At 66.9% G+C, this 25377-nt stretch carries 23 protein-coding genes, 1 tRNA gene and 1 pseudogene; 13 read left to right on the forward strand and 12 right to left on the reverse strand.

The genetic code is table 11. The annotated features are described in order from the left end of the window. The 3 genes from BUC15_RS14705 to BUC15_RS20035 form a co-directional block, all read left to right on the forward strand. Positions 1-683: tetratricopeptide repeat protein (locus tag BUC15_RS14705; protein ID WP_139280291.1), on the forward strand; the 683-nt coding region annotated here is incomplete at its 5' end. Continuing rightward, positions 680-2089, forward strand: a complete 1410-nt coding sequence (locus tag BUC15_RS14710) for an esterase/lipase family protein (RefSeq protein ID WP_073189646.1) — start codon at positions 680-682, stop codon at positions 2087-2089. The genes BUC15_RS14705 and BUC15_RS14710, both read left to right, overlap by 4 nt. Before the next feature lie 117 nt (positions 2090-2206). Further along, positions 2207-2380 carry a hypothetical protein gene (locus BUC15_RS20035; RefSeq protein ID WP_175558356.1) on the forward strand — a complete coding sequence of 58 codons (174 nt, stop codon included), beginning with the start codon at positions 2207-2209 and terminating at the stop codon, positions 2378-2380. A gap of 175 nt (positions 2381-2555) precedes the next feature. Here BUC15_RS20035 and BUC15_RS21015 read toward each other — a convergent pair whose 3' ends face one another. Both BUC15_RS21015 and BUC15_RS14715 read right to left on the reverse strand, forming a co-directional pair. Next, complete coding sequence (locus BUC15_RS21015; protein ID WP_281249300.1) at positions 2556-2687, reverse strand: hypothetical protein; 132 nt, start codon at positions 2685-2687, stop codon at positions 2556-2558. Continuing rightward, positions 2656-2728: transfer RNA gene (locus BUC15_RS14715), tRNA-Lys, on the reverse strand. Before BUC15_RS14715 ends, BUC15_RS21015 begins: the two co-directional genes overlap by 32 nt. Positions 2729-3154: 426 nt before the next feature. Here BUC15_RS14715 and BUC15_RS14720 point away from each other — a divergent pair. The 6 genes from BUC15_RS14720 (at position 3155) to BUC15_RS14745 (ending at position 12625) form a co-directional block, all read left to right on the forward strand. Next, positions 3155-4141 carry a DUF4862 family protein gene (locus BUC15_RS14720; RefSeq protein ID WP_175558357.1) on the forward strand — a complete coding sequence of 329 codons (987 nt, stop codon included), beginning with the start codon at positions 3155-3157 and terminating at the stop codon, positions 4139-4141. 104 nt (positions 4142-4245) lie between these two features. Beyond that, positions 4246-5586 (forward strand): ABC transporter substrate-binding protein, encoded by a 1341-nt coding sequence (locus BUC15_RS14725; RefSeq protein WP_139280292.1) that lies wholly within the window; start codon positions 4246-4248, stop codon positions 5584-5586. After that, positions 5586-6752: a carbohydrate ABC transporter permease gene (locus tag BUC15_RS14730; protein WP_084189632.1), complete on the forward strand. Its 1167-nt coding sequence runs from the start codon at positions 5586-5588 to the stop codon at positions 6750-6752. Before BUC15_RS14725 ends, BUC15_RS14730 begins: the two co-directional genes overlap by 1 nt. After that, positions 6749-7594, forward strand: a complete 846-nt coding sequence (locus tag BUC15_RS14735; protein WP_073189650.1) for a carbohydrate ABC transporter permease — start codon at positions 6749-6751, stop codon at positions 7592-7594. Before BUC15_RS14730 ends, BUC15_RS14735 begins: the two co-directional genes overlap by 4 nt. Positions 7595-7739: 145 nt before the next feature. Next, positions 7740-11225 (forward strand): proline dehydrogenase family protein, encoded by a 3486-nt coding sequence (locus tag BUC15_RS14740; protein WP_073189652.1) that lies wholly within the window; start codon positions 7740-7742, stop codon positions 11223-11225. Positions 11226-11236: 11 nt separating this feature from the next. Beyond that, positions 11237-12625 carry an amidase gene (locus BUC15_RS14745; protein ID WP_073189653.1) on the forward strand — a complete coding sequence of 463 codons (1389 nt, stop codon included), beginning with the start codon at positions 11237-11239 and terminating at the stop codon, positions 12623-12625. 2 nt (positions 12626-12627) lie between these two features. Here BUC15_RS14745 and BUC15_RS14750 read toward each other — a convergent pair whose 3' ends face one another. The 3 genes from BUC15_RS14750 to BUC15_RS14760 form a co-directional block, all read right to left on the reverse strand. Then, positions 12628-13992 carry a dicarboxylate/amino acid:cation symporter gene (locus tag BUC15_RS14750; RefSeq protein ID WP_073189655.1) on the reverse strand — a complete coding sequence of 455 codons (1365 nt, stop codon included), beginning with the start codon at positions 13990-13992 and terminating at the stop codon, positions 12628-12630. A 206-nt stretch (positions 13993-14198) separates the two neighbouring features. After that, a complete protein-coding gene (locus BUC15_RS14755) occupies positions 14199-15941 on the reverse strand; it encodes an NAD-binding protein (RefSeq protein ID WP_084189633.1) in 1743 nt (580 codons plus the stop codon). 11 nt (positions 15942-15952) lie between these two features. Further along, positions 15953-16333 carry a DUF6394 family protein gene (locus BUC15_RS14760; protein WP_245788002.1) on the reverse strand — a complete coding sequence of 127 codons (381 nt, stop codon included), beginning with the start codon at positions 16331-16333 and terminating at the stop codon, positions 15953-15955. A 44-nt stretch (positions 16334-16377) separates the two neighbouring features. Here BUC15_RS14760 and trxA point away from each other — a divergent pair, with 44 nt between their 5' ends. Then, a complete protein-coding gene (trxA, locus tag BUC15_RS14765; protein ID WP_073189660.1) occupies positions 16378-16791 on the forward strand; it encodes a thioredoxin in 414 nt (137 codons plus the stop codon). 764 nt (positions 16792-17555) lie between these two features. On the opposite strand, the gene BUC15_RS14770 is transcribed toward trxA, so the two are convergent. Then, positions 17556-17762 carry a DUF6767 domain-containing protein gene (locus BUC15_RS14770; protein ID WP_073189662.1) on the reverse strand — a complete coding sequence of 69 codons (207 nt, stop codon included), beginning with the start codon at positions 17760-17762 and terminating at the stop codon, positions 17556-17558. Positions 17763-17831: 69 nt separating this feature from the next. Beyond that, a complete protein-coding gene (locus tag BUC15_RS14775) occupies positions 17832-18377 on the reverse strand; it encodes an NADPH-dependent FMN reductase (protein WP_073189664.1) in 546 nt (181 codons plus the stop codon). 120 nt (positions 18378-18497) lie between these two features. On the opposite strand from BUC15_RS14775, the gene BUC15_RS14780 reads away from it, so the two are divergent. After that, positions 18498-19826, forward strand: a complete 1329-nt coding sequence (locus tag BUC15_RS14780; protein ID WP_073189666.1) for a DUF2252 domain-containing protein — start codon at positions 18498-18500, stop codon at positions 19824-19826. Positions 19827-19873: 47 nt separating this feature from the next. On the opposite strand, the gene BUC15_RS14785 is transcribed toward BUC15_RS14780, so the two are convergent. The 4 genes from BUC15_RS14785 to BUC15_RS14800 form a co-directional block, all read right to left on the reverse strand. Beyond that, positions 19874-20785 (reverse strand): sulfite exporter TauE/SafE family protein, encoded by a 912-nt coding sequence (locus BUC15_RS14785; protein ID WP_073189669.1) that lies wholly within the window; start codon positions 20783-20785, stop codon positions 19874-19876. 408 nt (positions 20786-21193) lie between these two features. Next, positions 21194-21841: an NAD(P)-dependent oxidoreductase gene (locus tag BUC15_RS14790; RefSeq protein ID WP_073189670.1), complete on the reverse strand. Its 648-nt coding sequence runs from the start codon at positions 21839-21841 to the stop codon at positions 21194-21196. A 35-nt stretch (positions 21842-21876) separates the two neighbouring features. Further along, entirely contained in the window at positions 21877-22785 is a 909-nt protein-coding gene (locus BUC15_RS14795) for an NmrA family NAD(P)-binding protein (RefSeq protein ID WP_073189672.1), read from the reverse strand. An 89-nt stretch (positions 22786-22874) separates the two neighbouring features. Continuing rightward, the gene (locus BUC15_RS14800; RefSeq protein ID WP_073189675.1) at positions 22875-23747 is read right to left on the reverse strand and encodes an NmrA/HSCARG family protein; all 873 of its coding nucleotides are present in this window, start codon (positions 23745-23747) and stop codon (positions 22875-22877) included. A 24-nt stretch (positions 23748-23771) separates the two neighbouring features. On the opposite strand from BUC15_RS14800, the gene BUC15_RS14805 reads away from it, so the two are divergent. Next, positions 23772-24017 (forward strand): MarR family winged helix-turn-helix transcriptional regulator, encoded by a 246-nt coding sequence (locus BUC15_RS14805; RefSeq protein ID WP_073189678.1) that lies wholly within the window; start codon positions 23772-23774, stop codon positions 24015-24017. Here BUC15_RS14805 and BUC15_RS14810 read toward each other — a convergent pair whose 3' ends face one another. Then, positions 24018-25034 (reverse strand): LacI family DNA-binding transcriptional regulator, encoded by a 1017-nt coding sequence (locus BUC15_RS14810; protein ID WP_084189634.1) that lies wholly within the window; start codon positions 25032-25034, stop codon positions 24018-24020. A 160-nt stretch (positions 25035-25194) separates the two neighbouring features. Here BUC15_RS14810 and BUC15_RS21290 point away from each other — a divergent pair. Next, a pseudogene (locus BUC15_RS21290) lies at positions 25195-25377 on the forward strand (IS1380 family transposase); the annotation flags it as partial.

Here is a 25377-nt window from a genome sequence, read left to right on the forward strand (position 1 = left end):
GTTACAGCGAACTCGGGAAACGTGCCGAGGCGTTGCCCCCAACCCAGGAATCGGTAACCATCTACCAGGGGTTGGCTGAGCAGAATCCCGCGTTCCTACCAGACCTCGCTATGTCGTTGAACAACCTCGGCAACCGCTACAGCCAGGTCGGTCGTGATCCGCAGGAGGCTTGGCGTGAGGCCGTTTCGGACAGCGACGGGAAGAGCCGGGCGCTGCTCCAGTTCTTCAGGCTCAGGTACGCAGAGGCTGGTCACGTTGAGGCGCCGGGCTGGCTAATCGATGCCCTCAGGCAGGCAGACGATCCCGGAATCGTCGCGGCGCTGCACGCGGAGGGGCGGCGGCACCGTCTCGCCGGTCCTGACAAGTTCGACCTGTGTTGGACAGAGGTCACCGGCAAGGCGACCCCTGGTTGGCTCGCATTGGATCCGGCCTTGGTCGAGTCCGCGGAGGCTTGGAGGTCGACGCCGACCTACCATACCGAACGTGACCACCTCCTCGCCCATCCCGAGCTACTGCCCCCCGAGTCAGAGCCCGCCGTCGCGGAGGCACTCCTCGGTCTCGACGATCAGGAAGTCAACAGGTACCGCACCTTGCTCCAATTGGCTCGCGAACGCGGCGTGGCAGAGGCCTACGCGGCGTTCCTGTCTACGTTGTCCGAGCCTGCACCACAGGAGGAACCATGACCGCCCCGCCCAAGGACCTCGTCGTCGTGCTGCCCGGCATCCTGGGCTCGACACTGCACTTGGACGGCAGACCAATCTGGGAGCCATCTGGCGGCGCAGTGCTGAACGCGCTCGGAAGGTTGGGTGGCCGTGGGATCAGGTCGCTGATCCTTCCTGCCGGGATCGGTGACAATCCCGCCGACGACGGCATCACCCCCGGACAGCTGATGCCCGACGTGCATGCGATCCCCGGCATCTGGACCCCGATCAAGGGGTACGACGACACGCTCAAGAGGCTGCGCGCTCTTGGCTACAGTGAGCCCTCCGCTGCACGTCCGGGCAACCTGCTGCCATTGGCGTATGACTGGCGGCTTTCAAATCGATATACGGCCAGGTGGATGGCACCTATCATCCAGCGGGAACTCGCCCGGTGGCGCTCCCAGGGTGGCCACTACGCCGACGCGCAGGTCGTGTTCTTGTGCCATTCCATGGGAGGCCTGGTCGCCCGCTGGTATGCCACGCATGAGGGAGCCGATCACACCCGCAAGATCATCACGCTCGGCACGCCCTACAGGGGCTCGATGAAGGCCGTCAATCAACTCGTGAACGGCGCGCCAAGGCTCCTGGGGCGGCTCGGCGCCACGATCACCGCCCTGGCACGCTCCCTGCCTGCGGTCCACCAGCTGCTTCCCAGCTATGCCTGCGTCATCGCCGGTACCGGCGAACCGACCCACCTCGATCCCGGCAAACTCCCGGACGTCGACTGGGCGATGGCATCCGACGGGCTCAGTTTCCACGCCGAACTGGAAGAAGCGGAGGCGCTTCAGGACGACTTCAGGAACCGCATCCACCCAATTGTCGGCACCCACCAACCCACTGCGACCACGCTGCAGACCAACGGAACCAGCATCTGGATCCATGACGGCTACGACGGCAACAACTTCTTCGGCGACTCCACCGTCCCGTTGCCCGGTGCAACACCCAAGGGCGTCCCGCTGGATTCGAACATCATCCGACGCGTGCCAGACAAGCACGGCAACCTGCAGCGCAATAAAGCCGCACTCGACGAGGTCGAGGGCATCCTCACCGCACAACCGGTGGTCATCAAGGGCCCAAAGCTGACGGAACCAAGCGTCGAAGTTCCCGAACTGGTCCATCCAGGCGAGGGCATCAGCGTCCACGTCGCCGTTCCGCCCAGTATCAGAGTCGGCCTCCACACCACCCTGACTCCCGACGACCCCACGAGCCGCGTTCGCGGCAGGACGCAGGTCCTACGACTAAAAGACGGCGAGGCACGCGCCCATTTCGAAGACGTCGTACCCGGAAGCTACACCCTAACGGTTTCGGGAACCTCACCAAGCGCTGCGGTAGCGTCCGTCACAGCCACCGTCCTCGTCTGGGACCCAGACTTCACCCTCGATTCGTGATTCAATACGCCAGATGCATGGTGGGATCGGTTCGCGATGATTCCGATTGCTCATCACGTCACTTGCTCTGAAACGACCGCGCGCAAAATCACACCCCCTCGGTAGGCCGGGCAACGGGTGACACGGGTCGCGGACGGCAACGTCAAGGCCTGCTACCAGGCGCACGATGCGCTCAACCCTCCCCTGCCGTCGACGATCAAGGAGCGGTCGACGAGATCCTCGACGAAGTCGTCCAAGGTGAATGACGATGATTTCGCTGGGCCGAAGGCCAGCACTGGCCGCGAGCCTTGACCCCCAGGCGAGGATCAAGCGGACCAAGAACCAAAGCCCAAGACGCCTACCGGGACCGGACCGGGCGGGCCCCCCCTTACTGCCTGTCGCTGTAAGGGGCGCCTCGGATACTTCTGTTGGCATCGGTCGCCAGCAAGAAGGTGCGCGGCGGCGTCGCCTGGTCGTTGGTGGATCTTTACGCGGCGGCGCAGTTGCTCGACGTCGAGCCGGCCAATCTGTTGCCGAGCCGGGAGATGGTGAAGGCCCCGGTCGTCAGGACCGGGGCCTCCGTTTCGTACACCACCAGGGACTCGAACCCTGAACCCATTGATTAAGAGTCAATTGCTCTGCCAGTTGAGCTAGTGGTGCGCGCGAGAGGTAACTTTACGGTGACCGGTGGCCAGTTGTCCAATCGAGGTCTTGGAGGGTTGCCCTCGTCGATGAGGGAGGCAGTGGTCGGTTCTCGTGGCGTGACGGGTCAGAATCGGCCAGTGGTCGATTCTCGGGAGCGTCGGCGGGGGATCCGGGGGTGCCAGTGGGAGGCGGTGGCCGCTTTTCGTGGCGTGACGGATCAGAATCGGCCAGTGGTCGATTTTCGCGGACCGGGCGGGGGGAACGGCGCCGGGCGGGGAGAACGGCGCCTGGCGGGGGAACGGGCGGGGGAGCGGCGGGGGAACGGACGGCGGACGGGCGGCTGGGGACCGGCGGCGAACCGGGCGGTGGGATCGGGGGCGCCGGATACAGCACAGCGCCGCGTTGCTAGGGTCAGGTGTCGAACGACATCAGGAGGACCAGGTGACATCAGTGAAGAGTGACCCGGCGCGAAGCATCGGCGGAGGGCTCGTTGTCGGCGCCTACGCGGCCTCACCCGCGCATCAGTCTTGGGACCCGGAGGCCGAGTCGGCCTTCTTCGAAGCCCTGGCCGCGATCGACGGCGTCAGCGCCTTCGAGTTGCCGTGGACCGGCAGCATCCACCCACACGATGACGCCTGGCTCCACGCCAACTTCCCGGCCGGACTGCGCGCCGTGATCACCGACATCCCCTTCACCATGGGCAGGCTGGGCGCCAACCCGGACTTCGGGCTCGCCTCGCTGGATTCGGACGGGCGGCAGGCCGCGGTGCGCGAGGTCGCCGTCCTCCGCGACGGGGTCGCCGCGTTCAATGCCGCGCAGGGACGTGAGGTTGTGGGCGTCGTCGAACTCCACACCGCCCCCCGCGGGCAGCGGGGCGCTGTTGGCCCGCTGGCGGAGTCCCTTGCCGAGATTGCAGGCTGGGACTGGGGAGAGGCCGACCTGGTCATCGAACACTGCGATGCCCACAGCCCCGAGCACGCCCCGGAGAAGGGATTCCTGCCCTTGGCCGACGAACTCGACGCCATCGACGAATCCGGGGCCGATGTGGGCATCACCTTGAACTGGGCCCGCTCCGTCATCGAGACCCGCGACATCCTCACCGCCGACGCGCACGCCAGGCTCGCCGCGGCCCGAGGCAGGCTACGCGGGGTGATCGCCTCCGGGGTCGCCCCAGTCGAGACCGCCTTCGGCTACCCGTGGATCGATGCCCACCTGCCGTTCGCGGTGACGGAGGAGACCCCGTCGGGTGAGCCGGCGTCGCTGATGACGCCCGAACTCATCGGGCAATGGTGGCAGGCGACTGGCGGATCGGTCTGGACCGGCGTGAAGGTGGGAGCCACCGCCGCCATGACGCTGCAGCAGCGGATCACACTGGTGGCCGAGTCCGTCGCGGCGCTGCGGAGGGTGAGCGTCCCGACGACGAGGTGATCAGGGGCGGGGGTTGTGCCGGTATCGCAACTTTCCTGCGCGCCTAGTCGCGTCCCGGTAGCTTGTTCTCAAGGGGCCAATGGTGGACCCCTGAGAGGAGCATGATGACGCATCCACAACGACGGGTCGGGATAGTCGCGGCGATGGCTCTGAGCCTGGCTCTGACGGGCTGCCTGCAGGACCCCAATCCGCAGAGTCAAAGTGGCGGCGGGGGTGACTTCGTAGCCTCGGGCGGCACAACCGACAGCGACAAGCTGGTCACGATCTTCGGCGCCTTCGGCGGCGACGAGGCCGAGGGCTTCCGCGACGCGCTCAAGGCCTTCGAGGAATCGTCGGGAATCACGATCGAATACAACAACTCGACAGACTTCACCACGTTGATAAAAGCGCGTGTGCGCTCCGGTGACACGCCCGACATCGCGATCTTCCCGCAGCCCGGCGGACTGGTCGAGCAGGTCGAGGACAACCAGATCCAGCCCATCGACACCTATCTCGACTACGACGCCATCAACTCGACGCTGATCCCCGGCTTCCTCGACGCCGCCCGGGTCAACGGCCGCGTCTACGGCGCGCCGATGCGCATGGCCGTCAAGTCGATCGTCTGGTACCCGGCGTCGTACGAAGCCACGGGACAGCCGACCGAGTTCGAATCGGTCCAGCAGATGCAGAGCATCGGGGACGAGATCAAGGCCTCGGGCACCGCGCCCTGGTGCGTCGGATTCGAATCCGGCCCCGGCACCGGATGGCCAGGCACCGACTGGATCGAAGAACTGATGCTTCGCATGTGGGGCCCGGACGTCTACGACCAGTGGACCAGCCACAAGATCCCCTTCAACGACGAACGCGTCATCGCGGCGTTCGACGAACTCGACAAACTCCTGTTCACCGACGGCAACACCTACGGTGGCCGCAAGGGCATCCTCGCCACGGCATTCGGCGACACCATGAATGCGGCATTCGAGACGCCGCCCAAGTGCTACTGGATGCGCCAGGGCAACTTCGTCTCCGGGATGTTCCCGCAGACCGTCCAGGCCGAGTTGGACACCGCCGTCGGCACCACCGTGTTCCCGCCCTACGAGGGCGGATTCGCCGGGCAGCCGATCCTGGGCGGCGGCGACATCGCGGCACTGATGAACGGCGACGACCCGGACGCCATCGAGGTCATGAAGTTCCTCACCAGCGACCAGTTCGGCGGGGAATGGGCACAGCGGGGTGGCTGGCTGTCACCGCACAAGACGTTCGACGCCACCCAATATCCGGATGACACCACCCGGAGCATCGCCGAGATGGCCGCCAATGCGGACGTGTTCCGCTACGACGGTTCGGACCTGATGCCCAACGCGGTCGGCGGCGGCACATTCTGGAGCGGCATGGTCGACTTCACGTCGGGTTCGAAGACGGCACTGGAAGTGACCACCGCCATCGAGAACTCGTGGCCCAAGTGATGAGCACCGTCACGCAGACGGCGGTGCAGAAACCGCCCAAATCGGGCAAGGCGCAATCGCCCGCCGACCCGAAACGGATCGTGATCGGAGCCGTTTCACTGGTCCTGGTCGGCTGGTTCATCGGCAACGGCTTCCTCGCGTTGGCCTACTATCCGGAATGGTTCGCATTCGGGGTACCGGTTCTCGACAAGATCATCCAGGCGCTGCTGGCGATGGTGCTGGGCATCGGCGGCGCCGTGCTCTTCTTCTACTGCATGAACGTGTTCGTGCAGGGACTTCCTGGCAGGCTCGGCCAGTTCCTGATGCCGTACGCATGGATCCTGCCCGGCTACTTCACCATCGGATTGCTGCTGCTCTATCCGACGATCCAGACGGTCAACTATTCCTTCGCCAACGAAGACTCGACGGCCTATGTGGCGCCGTTCTACAAGAACTTCCAAGAGGTGCTTTCCTCCGACGAGTTCATCCGCACGATCGGAAACAACGTCCTCTGGCTGCTGATCGTGCCGGCGACCACCGTCGTGATCGGCCTCCTGGTGGCGGTGTTGGCCGACCGGCTGGCGCCAAAGGGTGAGGCGGTTTCGAAGTCGCTGATGTTCATGCCGATGGCGATCTCGTTCGTCGGGGCATCGACCATCTGGGGCTTCATCTACGACTACCAGTCGGGCGATACACAGATCGGACTGCTGAACGCGATAGTCACCTCGTTCGGCGGCGAGGCCCAGTCCTGGCTGACCATCGACAGGTTCGCCCTAAACAGCATGCTGCTGATGGTGATCGTGGTCTGGCTTCAGGTCGGCTACGCCATGGTGCTGTTGTCGACGGCGATCAAGGGCGTGCCGGACGACACGCTGGAGGCGGCGCGCATCGACGGCGCCACCGAGGTCAAGATCTTCTTCCAGATCGTCATCCCACAGATGAAGGGCACGATCATCACCGTGTTCGTCACCGTGTTCATCATGGTGATGAAGATCTTCGACATCGTCTACGTCATGACCAACGGCAACTTCAAGACCAACGTGATCGCGAACCTGTTCTTCCAGGAACTGTTCGTGCAGCGAAACGCTGGAAAGGCGTCCGCTATCGTCGTGATCCTGTTGGTCGCCGTGATCCCGGTGCTCATTTATCAGGTGCGTCACTTCAAGCGTGAGGAGTCCGAGCGATGAGCAAGGCAGACACGGAATACAAGCGCAGTTGGGTCTCGATCATCGTCATGACGGTGCTGTGCATCATCTGGCTGATCCCGACCGTCGGTCTGCTGGTGACGTCCTTCCGTAACATCGACCTGATCAACAGCTCAGGCTGGTGGACCGGTCTCCTCGGCCCATTCACTGCGGAGAACTATGCGGGTGTGTTCGCCAAGACCGACATGGGCACGTCGTTCATCAACTCGATCGCGGTGGCGGTACCGGCCACGATCATCCCGATCACGCTGGCCGCATTCGCCGCTTACGCGTTCACGTTCCTGGAGTTCAAGGGCCGTGACTTCCTGTTCGTCTCGATCGTGGCGGTCATGGTGGTGCCGATCCAGGTGGCGCTCCAACCGATGCTGGACATGCTCGGCCCCCGCGGCATCAACATCTCCGGCCAGTACCTGGCGGTGTGGCTGCTGCACGCCGGCTTCGGCATGCCGCTGGCGATCTACACGCTGCGCAACTACATGACGACGCTGCCGCGCTCGATCATCGAGTCGGCGAAGGTGGACGGGGCGTCGCACTTCCAGACGTTCTGGAGGCTGGTGTTCCCGATGTCGACCCCGGCCATCGCCGGTTTCGCGATCCTGCAGTTCCTGTGGGTGTGGAACGACCTGCTGATCGCGATGATGTTCCTGAAGCCGCAGAACGCGACGGTGATCGTTTCGCTGTCGAGCATCATGGGCACGCAGGGCCAAGGTTGGGAACTGCTGACGGCCGGCGCGTTCATCTCGATGCTGGTGCCGATGCTGATCTTCTTCAGCATGCAGCGCTTCTTCGTCCGTGGCATGACCTCTGGTGCGGTGAAGGGCTGAGCCTGGCAGAACCGACGTAAATCACGGTGCGCCGACGGGAAACCGTCGGCGCACCGTCGTCGTTGAGCAGTGGCTGGGCCACCCCGGAACCCGACGTGCTGAGCGGAGTGGTTGACTGGGAGGGAAACAGCTGAAGGGAAGTTCAATGACGGCGACCGAGGCGAACCTGGCGGAGTTGGCCGATGCTGGCAGGCGTGCCGAGCAACTGGCGAAGGGGTGGGCGGAGGCTTCTGGTGCCCACCCGGTCTCCTATCCCGTGGCGCTACTGGCCAGGGTGCTGAAGGACCCGGCCGGGGTCGATTTCACCGTGCGTTTCGTCGACGACGTCGTCCGCCCGAAGGATCTGAAGGTGTCGGCGAAGGCGCTGACCCGGCTCGCCAAGGACCAGGTCGGGTTCCTGCCCTGGTACCTGGCCGCCGGTGTGCGGGTCGCCGGGGTGACCGCCCGCGTGCTGCCCGTGCCCACCGTCGCCGTCGCCAGGAAGATCTTCCGCGCACTGGTCGGCGACCTGGTCGTCGACGCCACCCCGAAGACGATGGGCTCGACCCTCGCGAGGCTCCGCGCCGGAGGCAACAAACTCAACGTCAACCTGCTCGGCGAGGCCGTCCTGGGCGACGAGGAAGCCGAGCGTCGGCTCGCCGATACCATGGCGCTGCTTGAGCGCGACGACGTCGACTACGTCTCGATCAAGGTCTCCGCCGTCACCGGGCCGCACAACCCTTGGGGCTTCGACGAGGTCGTCGCCCATGCGGTGGAGAGGCTGAAGCCCGCCTACCTCCGCGCCGCGGCCAACCCGATACCGAAGTTCATCAACCTCGACATGGAGGACTACAAGGACCTCGACCTCACCATCGAGGTTTTCAAACAGATCCTCGACGACCCGGCGCTGCTGCACTACGAGGCCGGCATCGTGCTGCAGGCCTACCTACCGGACGCGTTGGCCCGGATGCAGGAGCTGCAGGAATGGTCGGCAAGGCGGGTCGCCGCCGGCGGCGCGCGCATCAAGGTGCGGCTGGTCAAGGGCGCCAACCTCGCGATGGAGCGGGTCGAGGCCGAGATCCACGACTGGCCGCTGACGACCTGGCCCTCGAAGCAGGACACCGACACCAACTACAAGCGGGTCCTCGACTACGCCCTGCGCCCCGAGCACGCCGCAAACGTCCGGGTCGGGGTAGCGGGGCAGAACCTGTTCGACGTCGCCTTCGCCTGGACTCTCGCGGGTGACCGGGGGGTCCGCTCCGCCGTCGAGTTCGAGATGCTCTCGGGGATGGCCGTCGGCCAGGCGGAGGTGGTCCGCCGTGAGGTCGGCCACCTGCTGCTCTACATCCCGATGGTCAACCCGAGCGAGTTCGACGTGGCGATCGCCTACCTGGTGCGTCGCCTCGAGGAGAACTCCCTGCCGGAGAACTTCATGTCGGGCGTCTTCGAGATCGCGACGAGACGGGGCGTCCAGGAGCGGGAACGAAGCCGGTTCGCCGCCTCGCTCGACGCGTACGATCCGGCCGACCCTGCCCTCACCCCGAACCGCACCCAGAACCGGGCGACCGAGACCGCCGAATCGATCACCGCCACCGTCACCGACGCTGATGGCAACTGGGTCTACCGGGCCACCCCCGACACCGACATCGTCCTGCCCGCCAACCGGGATTGGGCCGCTGGCATCGTCTCGCGGATCGGGGCCAGCAAGCTGGGGGTCGACGGCGTCGCCGCGGCCACCGTCGACGACCCCACCGAGCTGGCGGGCATCGTCTCCCAGACCGCTGAGGCCGGAGTCGCCTGGGCCGCCGTCCCGACGGCGGAGCGTGCGGCGATCCTGCACCGCGTCGGCGTCGAACTCGGGCTGCGCCGCGCCGACCTGCTCGAGGTTGCGGCCAGCGAATGCGGCAAGACCCTCGACCAGTCCGACCCCGAGGTCTCCGAGGCGATCGACTTCGCGCACTACTACGCGCGGCAGGCCGGGCAACTGGACGGCGTCGACGGCGCACGCTTCGTCCCCGCCAGCCTGACGGTGGTCACCCCGCCCTGGAACTTCCCCCTGTCCATCCCGGCCGGGGGAGTGTTGGCCGCGCTGGCCGCCGGCTCGGCCGTGATCCTGAAACCGGCCTCACCAGCCAAGCGCTGTGGCGCCTTGCTGGCCGAGGCGATGTGGGCGGCAGGCGTCCCGAAGGACGTGCTGCGGCTCGTCATCCCGGCCGACCATGAGTTGGGCAGGCGGCTCGTGACCGATGAGAAGGTCGACCGCGTCATCCTCACCGGCTCCTACGACACCGCCGCGCGGTTCCGCTCCTGGCGCCCGGAACTGGCGCTGCTGGCGGAGACGTCCGGCAAGAATGCGATCATCGTCACCCCGTCGGCCGACCCCGACCTGGCCGTCAAGGACGTTGTCGCGAGCGCTTTCGGGCACGCGGGTCAGAAGTGCTCCGCCGCGTCGCTGGTGGTCCTGGTCGGCTCGGTCGCCACCTCGCGCCGGTTCCTCGACCAACTGGTCGACGCCGTCAGGTCGCTGCACGTGGCCTGGCCCACCGACCCGTCCTCGCAGATGGGGCCAGTGGTGGTACCCGGGGATGAGAAGCTGCAACGCGGCCTGACCACCCTCGGCGAGGGTGAATCCTGGCTGGTGGAGCCGAAGCAGCTGGATGAGACCGGGCGACTCTGGTCGCCCGGGCTGCGCACCGGCATCAGGCCCGGCAGCGAGTTCCACAAGGTGGAGTACTTCGGGCCCATCCTGGGCATCATGACCGCCAAGGACCTTTCCGAGGCGATCGGGATCGTCAACGCCGTCGACTATGGCCTCACCTCGGGCCTGCACTCGCTGGACCCGGCCGAGGTCGGCCAATGGCTAGACACCGTCGAGGCCGGCAACGTCTACGTCAACCGCAGCATCACCGGTGCCATCGTCGAGCGCCAATCCTTCGGCGGCTGGAAGCGTTCGGCCGTCGGGCCGGGCACCAAGGCCGGTGGCCCCAGCTACCTCTACGCGCTCGGCACGTGGGAGCCGGTGGACGTGCCGCAAATCTCGACGGCGATTCCCCCCGCCAGCCGCAGGCTCGTCGAGGCCGCCAGCCAGGTGCTCGACGCGGACGACGCCGCGTTCCTCAGCCGCGCCGTGGCCAGCGACCAGGCCGCATGGCAGACGGAGTTCTCCCAGGAGCACGACCCGACCAACCTCGCCTGCGAACACAACCTGCTGCGCTACCGTCCGACGCCCGTGACGATCCGGGTCGACGAACAGCAGCCGCTGGCCGACCTCGTCCGGCTCGCGGCGGCCGGGATCCTCGCCGGGGGAGAGGTGAAACTGTCCTCGGGGATCGCGGTTCCGACCTCGATCGAGCAGGAACTCGTGGGGGCGGGCGTCTCGGTGGTGACCCAGACCGACAGGCAGTGGCTCGACGGCGCGGCGGAGTGGGCGGCCACCGTCCCGTTGGGCGCCCGGGTGCGCCTCGTCGGCGACGCGCAGCGCCTTGCCGAGGCCGTCGGGGGGCTGCCCGACATCGCGATCTACACGGGCCCGGTCACCGCGGCCGGTCGCGTCGAGCTGTTGCCGTTCCTGCGTGAGCAGTCGGTTTCGGTCACCGCGCACCGCTACGGCACCTCGTACGACGTGCTCAAGCTGGCACGCTCGCTGGGGTAGTCTTCCGCGTCATGGAGGCGTCGGCGGAGTGGACCTCGCTCGGGCAGGCGAGGGCGCTGCGCCGAGGCGACGTCTCGGCAGGCGAACTGGTCCTCGAAGCCCTTGAGCGGGCCGAGGAAACGGCCGGGTTGGGGGCCTTCGTGACCCTGACGGCCGAGGCTGCGCTGAGCGAAGCAGACGCCGTCGACCGGTTGATCGCCTCGACGCCGACGGCGGAGCGAGCCGGACTGCCACCGCTGCTCGGGCTGCCCACCGTCCACAAGGACCTGGTCTGTGTGCGCGGCGCCGTCACCACGCACGGGTCGCGCGCGGTCCCGCACCTGGTGGCGACCCGAGACGACCCGGTGCCCGCCGCGATCCGCGCGGCTGGCGCCGTCTGCATCGGGAAGACGCAGGTGCCCGAGTTCGGGATCGCCGCGTACTCCGAGGGTGACCTTGCGGCACCCGCCCGCAATCCGCTCGACCCGGCCCTGACGGCGGGCGGATCATCGGGCGGCACCGCGACCGCCATCGCCTCGGGGGTGGTCACGGCGGCGATCGGCAGCGACGCGGGCGGCTCGATCCGCATCCCGTCGGGGGCCTGCGGGCTGGTGGGCCTGAAACCCGGACGGGGAAGGGTGCCGGCGGACGTCGCAACGCCGGATCCCGACCCGACAGGTGTTCCCAGGCTCGGGGTGTCGGGGCCGATGGCGAGCACGGTTGCCGATGCGGCGCTCTGGTTCGACGCGCTGGTTGGCGACCGCGGCCTCGGCTCGGTCGCGGCCGTCGAACGTGCCGAGACTCTGCGCGGGCTGCGGATCGGGGTCAGCTACGAATCGCCGTTCGCGTCGGCCTATCCGGTCAGCTTCGCGGATGAGGCCAGGCGGGCCGTCGAGGCCGCCGCGGCCCGGTTGGGGGAGTTCGGGCACGCCGTCGAGGAGGCCCGGATCCGTTACGACCCGCGCTATGCGGACGCCTTCACCACCGTCTGGACCCACGGGCTGACCCGTCTCGGGCTGGACGCGGAGGCGGAGGGGCGGCTCGGGGCATTGGCTGCGATGTTCCTGCGCAGCGCCAGGTCGAGGAGCGGCGACGACCTGGCGCTGGCGGTGGACGTGCTGAACGGGTTCGCGCGCTCGGCGGCCAGGCAGTGGGGCCGCTATGACGCGATCCTCACGCCGGCGCTTTCCGGGCCCCCTCCGGAGGTCGGCGCATTCCTGGCCCTGGAACCGGAGGCGGACTACCGCCTGCAGTGCCTTTGGGCGCCGCAGATGTCGATGGTCAACGTCGCAGGGGTGCCGGCGGTGGTGTGCCCGGCCCCGGGCGTGCGGGCGCACGACCGAGGCGTAGGGGTCCAGTTGATCGGACGGGTGGGCGGGGAGGTCAGCCTGCTGCAGCTGGCAGCCCAGCTGACAGGTTGACGTCAGTGGGCTTCCAGCGAGAACGACGGCTCCGCGTCGTAGACCTCGCGGTCGAGGATGCCCTCACGCTTGGCGACGATGGTAGGCACGAGGGCCTGCCCGGTGACGTTGAGCGCCGTCCGGCCCATGTCGACGATCGGCTCGACCGCCAGCAGCAGCCCGACACCGGCAAGCGGCAGCCCGAGAGTCGAGAGCGTCAGCGTCAACATCACGGTGGCGCCGGTGGTGCCCGCCGTGGCTGCCGACCCGATGACGGCGACGAACGCGATCAACAGGTAGTGCGTGAGGTTGAGCTGGACGCCGTAGAACTGGGCGATGAAGATCGCGGCGAGCGCGGGGAAGACCGCGGCGCAACCGTCCATCTTCGTCGTCGCACCGAGCGGCACAGCGAAGGAGGCGTACTGGCGCGGGACGCCGAGGTTGCGTTCGGTGACCTGCTCGGTGACCGGCATGACGCCCATCGAGGAGCGGGTGACGAAGCCGAGCGAAATGACCGGCCACACGTTGCGGTAGAACTGTCGGACGCTGAGCCCGTGGAGCTTGAGGATCAGCGGGTAGACGACCAGCCAGACGACGAGCAACGCCACATACAAGGTGGCGACGAACACGCCGAGCGAGGCAAGCGAACTCCAGCCGTAGTTGACGACCGCGCGCCCGATCAGCGCAGCGGTGCCGATCGGTGCCAGCCGGATGATCCACCACAGCACCTTCTGCACGACGGCCAGCGCGGATTCGGCGAACGTGACGAATGGAGCGGCCTTCTCACCGACCTTGAGGGCCGCGATGCCGAGCGCGATCGAGATGAGCAGGATCTGCAGGATCGAGAAGCTGGGGCTGGCGGTGAACCCGGTTTCAGCGTCACCGGAGACCCGGACGCTGAGCCCGAAGATGTTCGAGGGCACCAGACCGGTCAGGAACGCGGTCCACTGGCCCTGCCCGGAGGGTTCGGCCGCAGCATCGCCTGACACACCGGCCGTCAGCCACGGGCTGGAGACCAGACCGGCGGTGATGCCGACGACCACGGAGGCCAGCGCCGTGATCGCGAACCAGACCAGCGTCTGGACGGCGAGTCGGGCGGCGTTGGTGACCTGGGCCAGGCGCGCCACCGACGAGATGACGGCCGTGACCACGAGCGGGATCACCAGCACCGTGAGGAGCGAGACGTAGGCGCTGCCGACCTGGGTCAGCACGCTGGTCAGCCAGTTCGGTTCGCCCTCGCTGACGGGGCCGATTGCGACGGCGGCGAAGCCGAGGACGAGCCCGGCGATCAGGCCGACGACGATCTGGAAGCCGAGCCTGGTGTAGAAGGGTTTCGGGCTGCGGTCCTGGGTGGGCGCAGCGGTAGGTTTGACGGTGGTCTGAGCCATGTCGGAACTTTCGGTGTGGGGGTGGTTGCGGGCTGCCTGGTGAGGCGTCAGGTCAGCGGCAACAGGCCGCGGTGGTGCGGCGGCACAGGTCGACCCAGGGTCGTCCGACGAGCATTGGCATGCATCCAGCTTGGCACAGCGTCCGGCTTCTTCGGCAATCGAGGCGGCGCATTTCACCGATGGCGCAATGCGCCCGGCGTGGACCGTCAGCGCTCTTTCCTGCGGCTCCCGGCGCGGCGGAGGAGTCGCCAGAGCCACGTTTCGGGCAGCCTCGTTCCCGTGGCCACGTACTCGATCGAGGTGTCATGGAAGAGCGTCTGTTGAAGCTGGGCGCCGCCATCCTCGTTCGCGAGGTAGGCCAGTTCGTCGTCGGGGCGCAGCTCCTCGTCCAGATCGGGCAGGGGCGTGCTCGTCCCGTCGCGGACCAGGACGGTGGGAAAGACGGCAATCGAGCGCTCACGGTCGTCCGTGCTGGAGAGCAGTTGACCGATGGTGAGCGTGTGGCCCAGCCCAAGCCAACGGGTGAGGGCCGGGGCTTCCCGCTTGGTGACGGTGAACTTGCCGGCGGTCGGGGCCCGGTCGCCAAGGGCGCCACGCAGGGTCGTCAGCAAGGGTTCGGCTTCCTCGTCGGTGAGGGTGCGCAGGTACTCGATGAACCCCCAGAACAGGGGCGCCTCCAGCCGTGCCAGGATCTCGAACGCCACCAGATCGGTCGCGACGAACGTCGCGTCCGGTGCGAACGCGTCCACCAGTGCCGTCATCTTCGCCGACTTCTGTCTCAGCGAGACGAAGATGTCGGGATTCTGGATCCGCGCATGTGCCGCGACGGCGAGGTTGACGGTGTCGGAGGATGTCCCGGCCACCAGCCCCGCCGCGCCGACCGCGTCGACTTCGTCCTTTACATCCACCAAGCGGGCGTCCATCCCGGCTTCGGTCAGGTCGGCGGCGACCTCGGAGCCGAAGTCGTCGTCGCCGACCACGACCCAGTGGCCGTCGGTGGGGACGGGGTGGGCCTCCGGCAGCGGGCTACCGGGCGGCGACAACAGCCACTGCGTGAGCCGTGAGGTGACGGGGCGATTGAAGTCGAGGCTCAGATAGTTGCCGTACCTCTCGAATGGGTTGATGACGGCGGCGGGTGCGAAGTCGGCCATCCGCGTGAGGTTGGCACGCTCGGAGCAGCGGCTCATCACCGTGATCTCGGGCCGGAGCAACGTCGACGCCATGATCACGGCCAGGTTCATCTCGTCCTTGTCGGTCATCGCCAGCACGCCCTCGCACTTGGGGTGACCGAGCCCGGCGAAGCCCAGCAACGACGGGTTGCGAGGGTCGCCCGCGAAGTTCGGCACGTCCAGTTCCATCTGGTCGGCGACCAGCACGTCGATCCTGCCGGGGTCCTCGTCCAGCACGACGATCCGGCGGCCGAGCCGGTCGACGGCGGACGCGAGCCGACGGCCCGCCTCGCCGTAGCCGACGACGATCCAGAACGGTTCGCGGATGGCTGCGACCTTCCTGCGGAACCGCTGGAGCCCGGTCGCCCGGCGGAACGTCGGGTCCTGGAGCAGCGCGAAGAGCGAGCCGAGCGCGAACGCCCACGTCGCCACCGTCGCGAAGATGCAGACCACCACCCACATCCGCTGCGTCGCCGTCGTCACGTATGGCGTTTCGGTGAACCCGATGGTGGCCGCGGTGTAGGTCATGAAGTAGAACGCATCGAACACCGACAGGTGTGATGGGGCACCTTGTTCGTCCACGCCGGGGATCAGGGTCAGCCCCCCGACGGCGACCCCGAACACCAGCAGCAGGGTGATCAGCGGCAGCCGCATGCGTCTGAGGACCAGGAAGATGGCGTCGGTGTTGGGCAGATCGGTCGGGATCGCCACGTCACGACGGCGCAACCCTGTGTCGCGGCGCCATGGCCGCATGTTGAGCAGCAGCAGCGGAATGGCCATCGGCGTGGGTGTCAGCGTCGCCGGTGTGAGACGGTCTCTGTCACGAGAAGGACGATTGAGACCAGGTTTGCGAGCAGCGCCCCGCCAGAGAGGGAGACCACGCCCGACATTGCGGCCCGGTCGAGCCCGTCGACGGAAGCCTGGGTCGCCCAGACGTGCACGGCGGCCGCCGCGATGAGTTGGATGGCGGCGACGAGGCTGGTGGCCAGATGGACGGCGCCGATCTGCGTGCGGTCGCCGAACTTGAGCACGACGGCGATCAAGTTCACCACCACGGCCCCATACAGCTCATAGGGGTTGTGGAGGATCGGATCGCCGATGTCGCCGAGGAAGAACCCGAAGTTCAGCGTCGCGGCAAGCAGCACGAAGAAGCCGAACACCACCTTTTCCATGTTCACCCTCCTGACAGTAGTGACACTGCGGGAAGATTGGGGCTATGAGCAATATCGTCTCGTGCCCGTCGTGTGGGAAACGCAATCGGGTGCCGGCCGCATCGTCCGGGCTACCGCAGTGCGCCAGCTGTGGCGCCAAGCTGCCCTGGTTGGTGGCGGGCACCGACGCCGACTTCGCTGAGGCCGTCGATGCGAGGGTCCCGGTGCTGATCGACCTGTGGGCCCCGTGGTGTGCGCCGTGTCGCGCGGTGGCGCCCATCCTGGGGAAGGTGGCGCTGGAGAGGGCCGGGAAACTGAAGGTGGTCAAGGTCGACGTCGATGAGAACCCGCTTGTCCAGGCCAGGTTCAACGCGATGAGCATTCCGACGATGGTGCTGTGGAAGCAGGGCCGGGAGGTCGCCAGGCAGGTCGGGGCGCTGCAGAAGCAGGCGTTGGACAGGTGGTTGGACCAGGGGTGAGCGTCGGGTTCGGGGTTCCTTGGAGTGTTGCGCTGGTTGGAGTCGGGGTCCCGTTGTGAACGGTGTTGCGGTGGTTTGGGGTTCCGTTGCGACGGTGTTGCGGTGGTTTGGGATTCCGTTGCGACGGTGTTGTGGTGGTTTGGGATTCCGTTGCGACGGTGTTGTGGTGGTTTGGGGTTCCGTTGTGACGGTGTTGCGGCCTGGTGAGTTGATCGTCGAGGTGCCGCTGCAGGATCGATCCGCCCGTCTCGAGTCCGTGGAAATCGACCAGCCGTCGCGAGTTCGTTGAAAATCGGCCAGTGGTCGATTCTGGTGTGTCTGGTCGCGAGTATCGGCCAATGCCTGGGTGTTGTGGTTTGTGGTGTCCCGTCGCGGGTGCCGCGGGTGCCGCGGGTGCCGCGGGTGCCGCGGGTGCCGCGGGTGCCGCGGGGGCGTTGGGGCGGCGGGGATACGGCGTCGGGCAGGGACGGCGTCAGGTTCGGGTGGGCGGTGGCCCATCCTCGTCGTCAGACGGATGAGAATTGACCACTGGTCGATTTTCGCGGGTGTGGGCGGGCGGTTTGACGGTCGGGAGGTTTGACGGTCGGGCGGGCGGTTTGACGGGTGGACGGTTTGACGGGTGGACGGTTTGACGGGTGGGCGGTTTGACGGCTGGGAGGGCGGGTCGGCGGCTGCAAGCAAGACCGACGGACCATCAACCGCAGGCCGTGCTGGTCCCGGTGCCCGAGGGTATGTCGGCGGCTGCAAGCAAGACCGACGGACCATCAACCCCTGGCCACCGACCGCAACTCCCGGTTGCGTTCAGCGAGCTCCGCGCGCCACTCTTCGTCGTCCATCACGAGGGCGACCGTCGGGCAATCCTGCGGGCCCGTGGCCCCGGGCACACACAGCGAGCACGGCTCTCCGAACCTCAGCGGGCAACGCGGCGTCGCGGGCTTGTGTCTGCGGAGCGGGACGCGTTCAGCGGTCACGACTGGCCTCCAATTCCTAGCTGGCCTGCCAACAGGCAAGCCTACTCCGCGTGCCGGGCCCGATGCGTGTCAGGCCGCCTCAGAGACCGCCGTCTGCGCTTCAGCCAGCTTGGCCGAGAGTGCCCTGAGTTCGTCGGCCTTGGCGTCGGTGACCGTGAGGTCGCCTTCCAGGGTGAGGTCGGTGTTGAAGAAGAGGCCGACCTCACCGACCACGTTTGCCTTGAGGTTGTTCAACAGCTGGGTGAGCGCGGTGTTGGCACGACCGGCGCCGCCCCAGCCGTAGCCGACGATGGCGATCGGCTTGTCCGCCCATTCGGCCCTCAGGTAGTCGATCGCGTTCTTCAACGGTGCGGTGAAGAACCCGTTGTACTCGGCGTTGACGATGGCGATCGCGTCGGAGGCGTCCACCATCGCCTTCCAGGCAAGCGTGTGGGGCAGCGTGTAGACGCCGCTGCCTGCCGGCAGGTCTTCGTTGAGGAAGGGAAGATCGAGTGCGGCCAGGTCGATGAGCGTGGTATCCCATTCTGCGCCGACGCCCTGGCGGACCCAGTCGGCCACCTGGCCGCCGATCCGCTGTGGGCGGGTGGATGAGACAATGACGCTGAGGTTGTTCACGTTTCAACCGTACGGCGGCTCAATTGAAAGTGCAACTATCGGGGGTGGGGGTTCACACGACCGGATACAAGCCCGAAGTCGCCCTTCTCGCCGGGCCGTGGCGGTGGGACACTTCCCTGTATGACAGACCGCGATGCCCCGAGCGCACCGGACCAGGGTCGCAGACAGGTGCCGCGCAGGGACCTGGCCACACTCGTGCCAGCCAAGCGGGATCCGCTCGGCATCCTGGAATGCCAGAACAGCGCCCGCCTGCAGGACCTCGTCCCGCTTCGCATTGAGCGGATGTCGGCCAGCCCGTTCGCGTTCTATCGCGGGACCGCCGCGATCATGGCCGCGGACCAGGCCACGGATCCACACAGCGGCATCCTGGTCGCTTCCTGTGGTGACGCGCACCTGAGCAACTTTGGGCTCTATGCCTCGCCGCAGCGCGCGCTCATGTTCGACCTGAATGACTTCGACGAGGCTGCCTGGGCGCCGTGGGAGTGGGACGTCAAGCGCCTGGTGACGAGCGTGGTCATCGGGGGCAGGGCCACCGACCGGAACGGCTCCGTCGTCGAGGCCGCAGCGAGAGGGGCGATCGAAGCCTATGTCGACGCCCTCCGAAGTGCCGCCAAATTGACACCACTCGAGCGGTTCTACACACACTTCGACCCGCGGGCCGCGCTTCACAGCGATACCCGGTTCGCCAAGATGCTGAGGGTCACGATCAAGGATGCCGAACGGAGGACGGGCACGCGGGCGGCGTTTCGGCTGACTGAGCCCATCTCCGACGGTTCCAGGAGATTCCTGGCCGTGCCGCCGGCCATGACGCATCTCGACGCCGGGCAACTGGGCCAGATCCAGTCCGACTTCGAACAGTACCGCCGCTCGGCCTATGTGGATGTGCGGGCCCTGCTCTCGCAGTACAACCTGGACGACATCGCCCGCCGCGCCGTCGGGGTGGGCAGCGTCGGGACCAGGTGCTTCGTCGCGCTCCTGAGGGATCGCGATGGCGGGTTGCTGATCCTCCAGGTCAAGGAGGCCGGCCGCAGCGTCTTGGAGGAGTTCGGATGCATTCCGCAGCCTCCCACGGTTGAGGAAGACATCGCGGCTGCCGGGCAAGGCTCCCGGGTCGTCGGTCTGCAGCGCATCCTCCAGGCATTCTCCGACCCGTTCCTGGGCTACATCCGACGGTCGACGCACGACTTCTATGTGCGCCAGTTCCACGACATGAAGGGCAGCGTCGAGGTTGAGGGGCTCGACGACAAGGCGTTTGTGGCCTATGCCGCAGTCTGCGCGAAGGTGCTGGCCAGGGCCCACTCGCAGTCGCCGCGCTTCCGGGACGTGGTCGACTACATCGGCAAGGGGCGCCGCATCGCCGACAGCCTCCTGACGTGGGGCTACGAGTACGCGGAAGTCTCACGCGGCGACTATGAGGCGTTCCTGGTCGCCCACCGCGACGAGGGGTGAGAGGAAGCCGCGGCCCCGCACCGGTGATGCGGGGCCACAGTGTCGGCTCAGATAGCCCAGTCGGATTCAGCCGCCTCGCGTGCGGCGGCCTCGGCGCGACGCCGCCTGTCGTGGCGCCAGGCGGTCCAGGCCGTCATCGCGACCCAGACGGCGGCGAACAGGATGAACCCGACCGTGACCTGTTCGGCCGACAGCTGACTGGCGTCGAACAGGGTCTTCAGGTTGGTCATGATGATGATGCCGCCGACGGCGACGCCCATGACCTGAGCGGGGATCCGCGACACCAGCCAGGCGGCGATCGGCGCCGCGACGAGTCCGCCCGCAAGCAGCGCAACGACGATGCCCCACTCGATGCCGAGCAGGCCGAGGTTGATGATGAAGCCGAGGCTGGCGGCGAGCGAGACGAGGAACTCGGAGGTATCCACCGAGCCGATCACCGTTCGGGGAGCGGTCTTGCCCGCACTGAGTAGCGACGTGGTAGACACGGGCCCCCAGCCGCCGCCTCCGGTGGCGTCGACGAACCCGCCGGCGAGACCGAGCGGCACCAGGAACTTCGCGGTGTGTGGGGAGCGCCGCGCCTGTGCCACTGCTGGTGGTTTGAGCGCATAGCGCAGGAGGATGTACATGCCCAGTGCGCCGAGGATCGCGGCCATGACCGGTTTGGCGACCTCCGTCGAGATCTGGGAGAGGAAGGTCGCGCCGGCGAAGGCGCCGAAAGCGCCGGGGACGCCGAGCCGCAGCACGAGCCGCCAGTCGACGTTTCCGAGTTTCCAGTGCGAGAATCCGGAGGCGACATTGGTGCCCAGCTCGGCAAGATGCACCGATGCGGACGCCATCGCCGGGCTGAGGCCCGCGATGAGCAGCAGCGACGTTGAGGTGACGCCGAAGCCCATCCCGAGGGAGCCGTCGACGAGTTGGGCTGCGAAGCCGACGACGGCGAGGAGTAGGAGTCGTTGCATCAGATGGGCCGGCTCGGGCCGGCGCCGTTGGGGGATGGGGTGCTCATCGGGATTCCTTGGTCTTCGATGGCCCCGTCGCCCGGAAGTGCGCAGGTTTGCCCTGGCGTCACAAAGGTCCGGGCGACGCGGCCCGGTGGTCTGGAGGAGTGCGGGCGCGTCAGCAGCCGGGGCGACACAGGGATGAGCGGACGCGCCCGAAGTCCACGTGGATTCGACCCACGAGCCGCAACGTCCAGTTCATCATGGCCGAAACGGTAACCCATCCCGATGCCGGCACAGTAGCTTGTCAGCCGACAGCGGATTTTTCGGGTCGAATGTGCCCTGCGCGGCGCGCACTCGACCACCGAGAACGGACGCCAAGACAGACCCAGCCCGATGGTGGTTCCGTGATCACCGCGGCACCCTGGACTACCGGGGTGTGGAGGCCCCCACCAGTTCGCGGTCCCAGCCGTCCGTGAATGCTGCTTCCAGCATCACCCAGGCGGCGTCCTCATAGGAGAGAGACATGCCGACCGGTCGGTTGATCCGAACCGAGGAGCGCACGTCCGGGCTCCGATATCCGGCCGACGTCATGCGGCCGGGACACAAGATGACGTAGTTGATCCCTGTCTCGCGGATCGCATCGATGCAAGCCTGGTGAGCCTTGTAGATCGCCTCGGCGTTGAAGCCAGCCCCTGCGTGGGCCAGGTAGGCGGGGGTGAGAGCGTCCTCAGACATGAGGTTCGTTCCTCCGGCTGGCCAGCACAGCTTGTCGACGTGGTTGCGATGGACAGCCTGTGCCATTTCGCTGGCCATCTTCTTATGCGCGCCGTTACCAGAAAGGACGACGTCGATGTCCTGCATGGCCCCATCGAGCGCCGCAGGGTCGGTCGCGTCCCCGACGAAGATCTTGTGCAGCCTGCCGAGGGTTTCGACGTCGATGCTGGCTTCGAGCTTGGCGGGATTGCGGACCAGGACGGAAACCTGGGCGCCGCGTTCCAGCGCCTCGTGGACCATGTGGGTGCCCAGCCCGCCGACCCCGACGATCAGGACCCTCTTGTTTGGTGCGTTGTTCATTCTTGTGTTCCATTCCGGTGAAGTGGGCGGTCGGCTCAAAGCTCTTCGGCCCGTACGTAGTCGACGACGGTGGCGGGGGTGATGCCCGGGTAGCGGTCGTTCATCTTCGGATTGAGCTGGCCCTGGCCGCGAAGCTGGGCACGGTAGTACATGAGCGGAAGGTAGGAGCGAAGGTCGGCGTTGGGTGCTGTCCGCAGCTCATCAATGCGCGCATCGAGGTCCTCCAGTGAGCCGAGTCTCTTGACGGTGAGCTTTGTGCCGCTGGCCTCTTCGTACGCGGCGACGATACCGGCGAAGTCGAGAGTGTCGCCGGCCGCGCTGAATACAGGGCCGATTTCGTCGTCATCCACCGCAACCGCAGCGGTGTAGCGGGCGGTGTCGACGTACGTGGTCCAGTCCGCTGGGGGGTGTCCGTCACCCCAGACATAGGCCGTCTTCGCCTGAGCGTCGATGACGCGGATGAACCCGAACAACACGCCTCGGTCGAGGAACCCGCCGATCAGAACGTGTACCACCTCGACGTCGCCTCGCTCGGCGTCGGCGATGTGGGCGAACGTCCGGCGCATGTCGGCGGTGACGATGCCGCCCTCGGGCACGGTGAACATGTCCAACGAGAAGTCTGAAGGGATGAACCGGCGCGCCCCCGAGGTGCGGGCAGCGGCCAGCAGTCGACGCTGTGCGTCGATGATGGTCTCGGGTCCACCTTGCACGGCGGAGATTACGGTGTAGGCGTCCCTTGTGAGGGCGGCCAGTGCATCCTCGTCGGACAGGTCGCCCTCGATGATCTCGGCGCCGGCGGCCTCCAGGTTGGCCGCCCTGGAGCGGCTTGAGGGGCGCACCAGGATCCTTAGATCGACGGTCGGGTCGGTAAGGAGCTCATGGGCGATGAGCCCGCCGAGGTGTCCGGTCGCTCCGACCAGGGCGATTGTCTTCTTGATGGTCATGTTTGTCCTTCATTGACGGGTGTTGTGAACGTTGCGAGGGGAGGGGCGGCCCCGACCGAGAGTCTCGACCGCCCCTCCCATCTGAGAGATCAGTGGTTGGCGTTCCAGCCGACATGGTTGATCCAGGCCTTGAGATCGAGGACCTCTGGGTCGAGCTCGCGGGTGGTCGCGAAGTCTGCCTGGTAGGCGGGCAGCCTCGTGAACCACTCGAACATCGTTGCTGCGTCACCCATCCCGGCCAGAGCGGTAAGCGGCAGCTCCTCGTAGCGGTAGGGCAACCCGGCCGCCTCGCCGAACGCTGCTGCGATCTGGGGGCCGGTGAGCTCGTCCCCACCGATCTCCACGGCCTGGCCCTCTACGACCGTTCCGCCCAGGAGGATCGCTGCCGCGACACGGCCGATGTCGCGCACGGCGACCATCTGCAGCGGGACATCGTCGGGCAGGGGCTCGCGCACGATCACGGTGCCGTTCTCGATGCTGGCGCCCATGCCCAGCAGATTCTCCACGAAGAACACCGGGCGCACGAAGGTAGCGTGGATGCCGATGGATTCGATGTGTTCCTCGACGCGGCGCTTGCTTTCGAAGTGCCCGACGCCGCTGTTGCGTTCGGCTCCTCCCACGGAACTGAACACGAGGTGGGGCAGCCCGGTGCGCTTCGCGGCGTCGGCCACGGCCTTGCCGGTGCCGATCTCAAATTCGAGGCCTCCGGGGCCGGCCATGGTGGTCATCGCGAACGCGGCATCCGCGCCGGTCAGCAGCGCGTCGATGCTGTCGGGGGCCGTTAGATCGCCGGGGAACAACTCGACTCCGCGGGCGGCGAGGGACTTGGCCTTGTCGCCGTCGGGGTCTCGGACAAGTGCGCGGACGGCGATTCCGCCACGCTCAAGGAGCGCATCGACGACAGAGCCGCCTTGGTGTCCGGTGGCGCCGATGACGGCGATGGTGGTGGGTGTGGTGGTCATGGTGAAACTCGCTTTCAGTTGAGGATGGCGCGTGCCTACATCACGTCTTTGGCCGACCAGCTCACGGAGAGGGGGCTGGTCGAGCGGGTCGCCGGGTCAGACCGACGCGTCAAGCTCCTGGCCTTGACCGGGGAGGGCCGAGCGCTGCGTGACCAGGTTGCGGGGGCAGTGTCGGTGGGCGCCATGATGCTGACTCGTCTCGACGACGAGCAAAGGGCGACGCTTGGCAACCTGCTCGAACAGTTGCTGCGCGAGCCTGCGATCGACTGATCAGCGAGGCGGTGCTGCGGTCGACTCCCGGACGATCAGTTCGGTGGGGAGTTCAAGGCGCCGCGTCGGCGGTTCGTCGCCTGAGCGGATCTCCATGAGAATGCGAAATGCGGTGGCGCCGATCTCGGCGAAGGGCTGCCGGACGGTGGTCAGGCGGGGCGATGACGACACGGCTTGGAGCGAGTCGTCGAACCCGACGATCGAGACGTCCTCGGGCACCCGCAGGCCAAGGTTCCGGGCGGCGTCGATGGCACCGAGTGCTTCGAGGTCGTTGGCCGCGAAGATCGCGGTCGGTGCCTCGGGAAGCGTGAGCAGGTCATTGGCGGCAGATCGTCCCTCCTCGTAGCGGAAGCTGCCTTCGGGCTCGAAGCCGACGCGCCTGTCCATGCCTGCCTCGAGGAGGGCCGCGTGGTAGCCGCCGAGGCGTGCCCGCGCGCATTCGCTCTTGATGCCCCGGATCATTGCGATGCTCCGATGCCCCAGGTCGATCAAGTGGCGTGCCGCCAGATAGCCGCCGTCGAAGTTGTTCACACCGACCGAGGCGATCGTCGGTCTCGGGGTGTTCACCGGATCCACCACGACGACCGGGATTCCGGCTTTCGCGAACGAGTCTTGTTGGTCGTCATCCATGTGGGAGGTGACGAGGATGAGCCCGCTGTGGCGGGCCCGAGAGACCGATTCGACCCAGCTGGATCCGGTGAGTCCGCGCGGGGTGATCTTGACGACCACGTTGGTGCCGACCCGCTCCGCGGCGCCGAGCACACCCTGCAGCAGTTGCAGGTTGTTGGTGCTCGCCATCGAATCGAAGTGCAGTTCGACGGCGGCCGACCCAGAGACACCAGCATGAGTGGTTCGTGCCTGATAGCCGCGCTCCACGAGCAGGGCCTGGATCTTCGCGCGTAGCGCGGGAGAGACGTCTGTTCCTCCCTTGACCACCTTCGACACCGTGGGCACGGAGACGCCCGCCTCTGTGGCGATGTCCTTGAGGGTTGGGCCGCGGCCCTTCTTGCTGGTCACTGTTGAATCTCCTGGCCGATCCTTGACACTTGAGTTACTAAACCTGAATCCGTGGACCGGTGGGTGGTGGTGCGGCGGGTCGGAGTGTGAGAGTGCCTTCTGAGTAGGGATAATCGGGAGTGTTGACGTCCTGATCTACCGCACACAAAAGGCACTGATAGTGAAGCTACACCATGTTTGGAGCAAGGCCACCCCGATCTTCGATGATGAGAACCTGATCTCGTGTGCTGGGTTGGTGCCGGTGGTGAGTTTGGCGGAGCAAACAGGCTTGTCAGAACTGGTTGCCGAGAAGGTACGGTTCAAGACCTGCCGGGTGAAATCGGCCGGGTCGAACCCGGCTGGG

Origin of the sequence: Tessaracoccus bendigoensis DSM 12906, from assembly GCF_900141915.1 — a bacterium.
Taxonomy (GTDB): Bacteria; Actinomycetota; Actinomycetes; order Propionibacteriales; family Propionibacteriaceae; genus Arachnia; species Arachnia bendigoensis.

Coding starts and splice junctions, on each gene's coding strand:
- BUC15_RS14710 (WP_073189646.1), top strand. CDS start 680: ATGACCGCCCCGCCCAAGGACCTCGTCGTCGTGCTGCCCGGCATCCTG.
- BUC15_RS21015 (WP_281249300.1), bottom strand. CDS start 2,687: ATGGGTTCAGGGTTCGAGTCCCTGGTGGTGTACGAAACGGAGGCCCCG.
- BUC15_RS14725 (WP_139280292.1), top strand. CDS start 4,246: ATGACGCATCCACAACGACGGGTCGGGATAGTCGCGGCGATGGCTCTG.
- BUC15_RS14730 (WP_084189632.1), top strand. CDS start 5,586: ATGAGCACCGTCACGCAGACGGCGGTGCAGAAACCGCCCAAATCGGGC.
- BUC15_RS14735 (WP_073189650.1), top strand. CDS start 6,749: ATGAGCAAGGCAGACACGGAATACAAGCGCAGTTGGGTCTCGATCATC.
- BUC15_RS14740 (WP_073189652.1), top strand. CDS start 7,740: ATGACGGCGACCGAGGCGAACCTGGCGGAGTTGGCCGATGCTGGCAGG.
- BUC15_RS14745 (WP_073189653.1), top strand. CDS start 11,237: ATGGAGGCGTCGGCGGAGTGGACCTCGCTCGGGCAGGCGAGGGCGCTG.
- BUC15_RS14750 (WP_073189655.1), bottom strand. CDS start 13,992: ATGGCTCAGACCACCGTCAAACCTACCGCTGCGCCCACCCAGGACCGC.
- BUC15_RS14755 (WP_084189633.1), bottom strand. CDS start 15,941: ATGGCCATTCCGCTGCTGCTGCTCAACATGCGGCCATGGCGCCGCGAC.
- BUC15_RS14760 (WP_245788002.1), bottom strand. CDS start 16,333: ATGGAAAAGGTGGTGTTCGGCTTCTTCGTGCTGCTTGCCGCGACGCTG.
- trxA (WP_073189660.1), top strand. CDS start 16,378: ATGAGCAATATCGTCTCGTGCCCGTCGTGTGGGAAACGCAATCGGGTG.
- BUC15_RS14780 (WP_073189666.1), top strand. CDS start 18,498: ATGACAGACCGCGATGCCCCGAGCGCACCGGACCAGGGTCGCAGACAG.
- BUC15_RS14785 (WP_073189669.1), bottom strand. CDS start 20,785: ATGCAACGACTCCTACTCCTCGCCGTCGTCGGCTTCGCAGCCCAACTC.
- BUC15_RS14790 (WP_073189670.1), bottom strand. CDS start 21,841: ATGAACAACGCACCAAACAAGAGGGTCCTGATCGTCGGGGTCGGCGGG.
- BUC15_RS14795 (WP_073189672.1), bottom strand. CDS start 22,785: ATGACCATCAAGAAGACAATCGCCCTGGTCGGAGCGACCGGACACCTC.
- BUC15_RS14800 (WP_073189675.1), bottom strand. CDS start 23,747: ATGACCACCACACCCACCACCATCGCCGTCATCGGCGCCACCGGACAC.
- BUC15_RS14805 (WP_073189678.1), top strand. CDS start 23,772: ATGGCGCGTGCCTACATCACGTCTTTGGCCGACCAGCTCACGGAGAGG.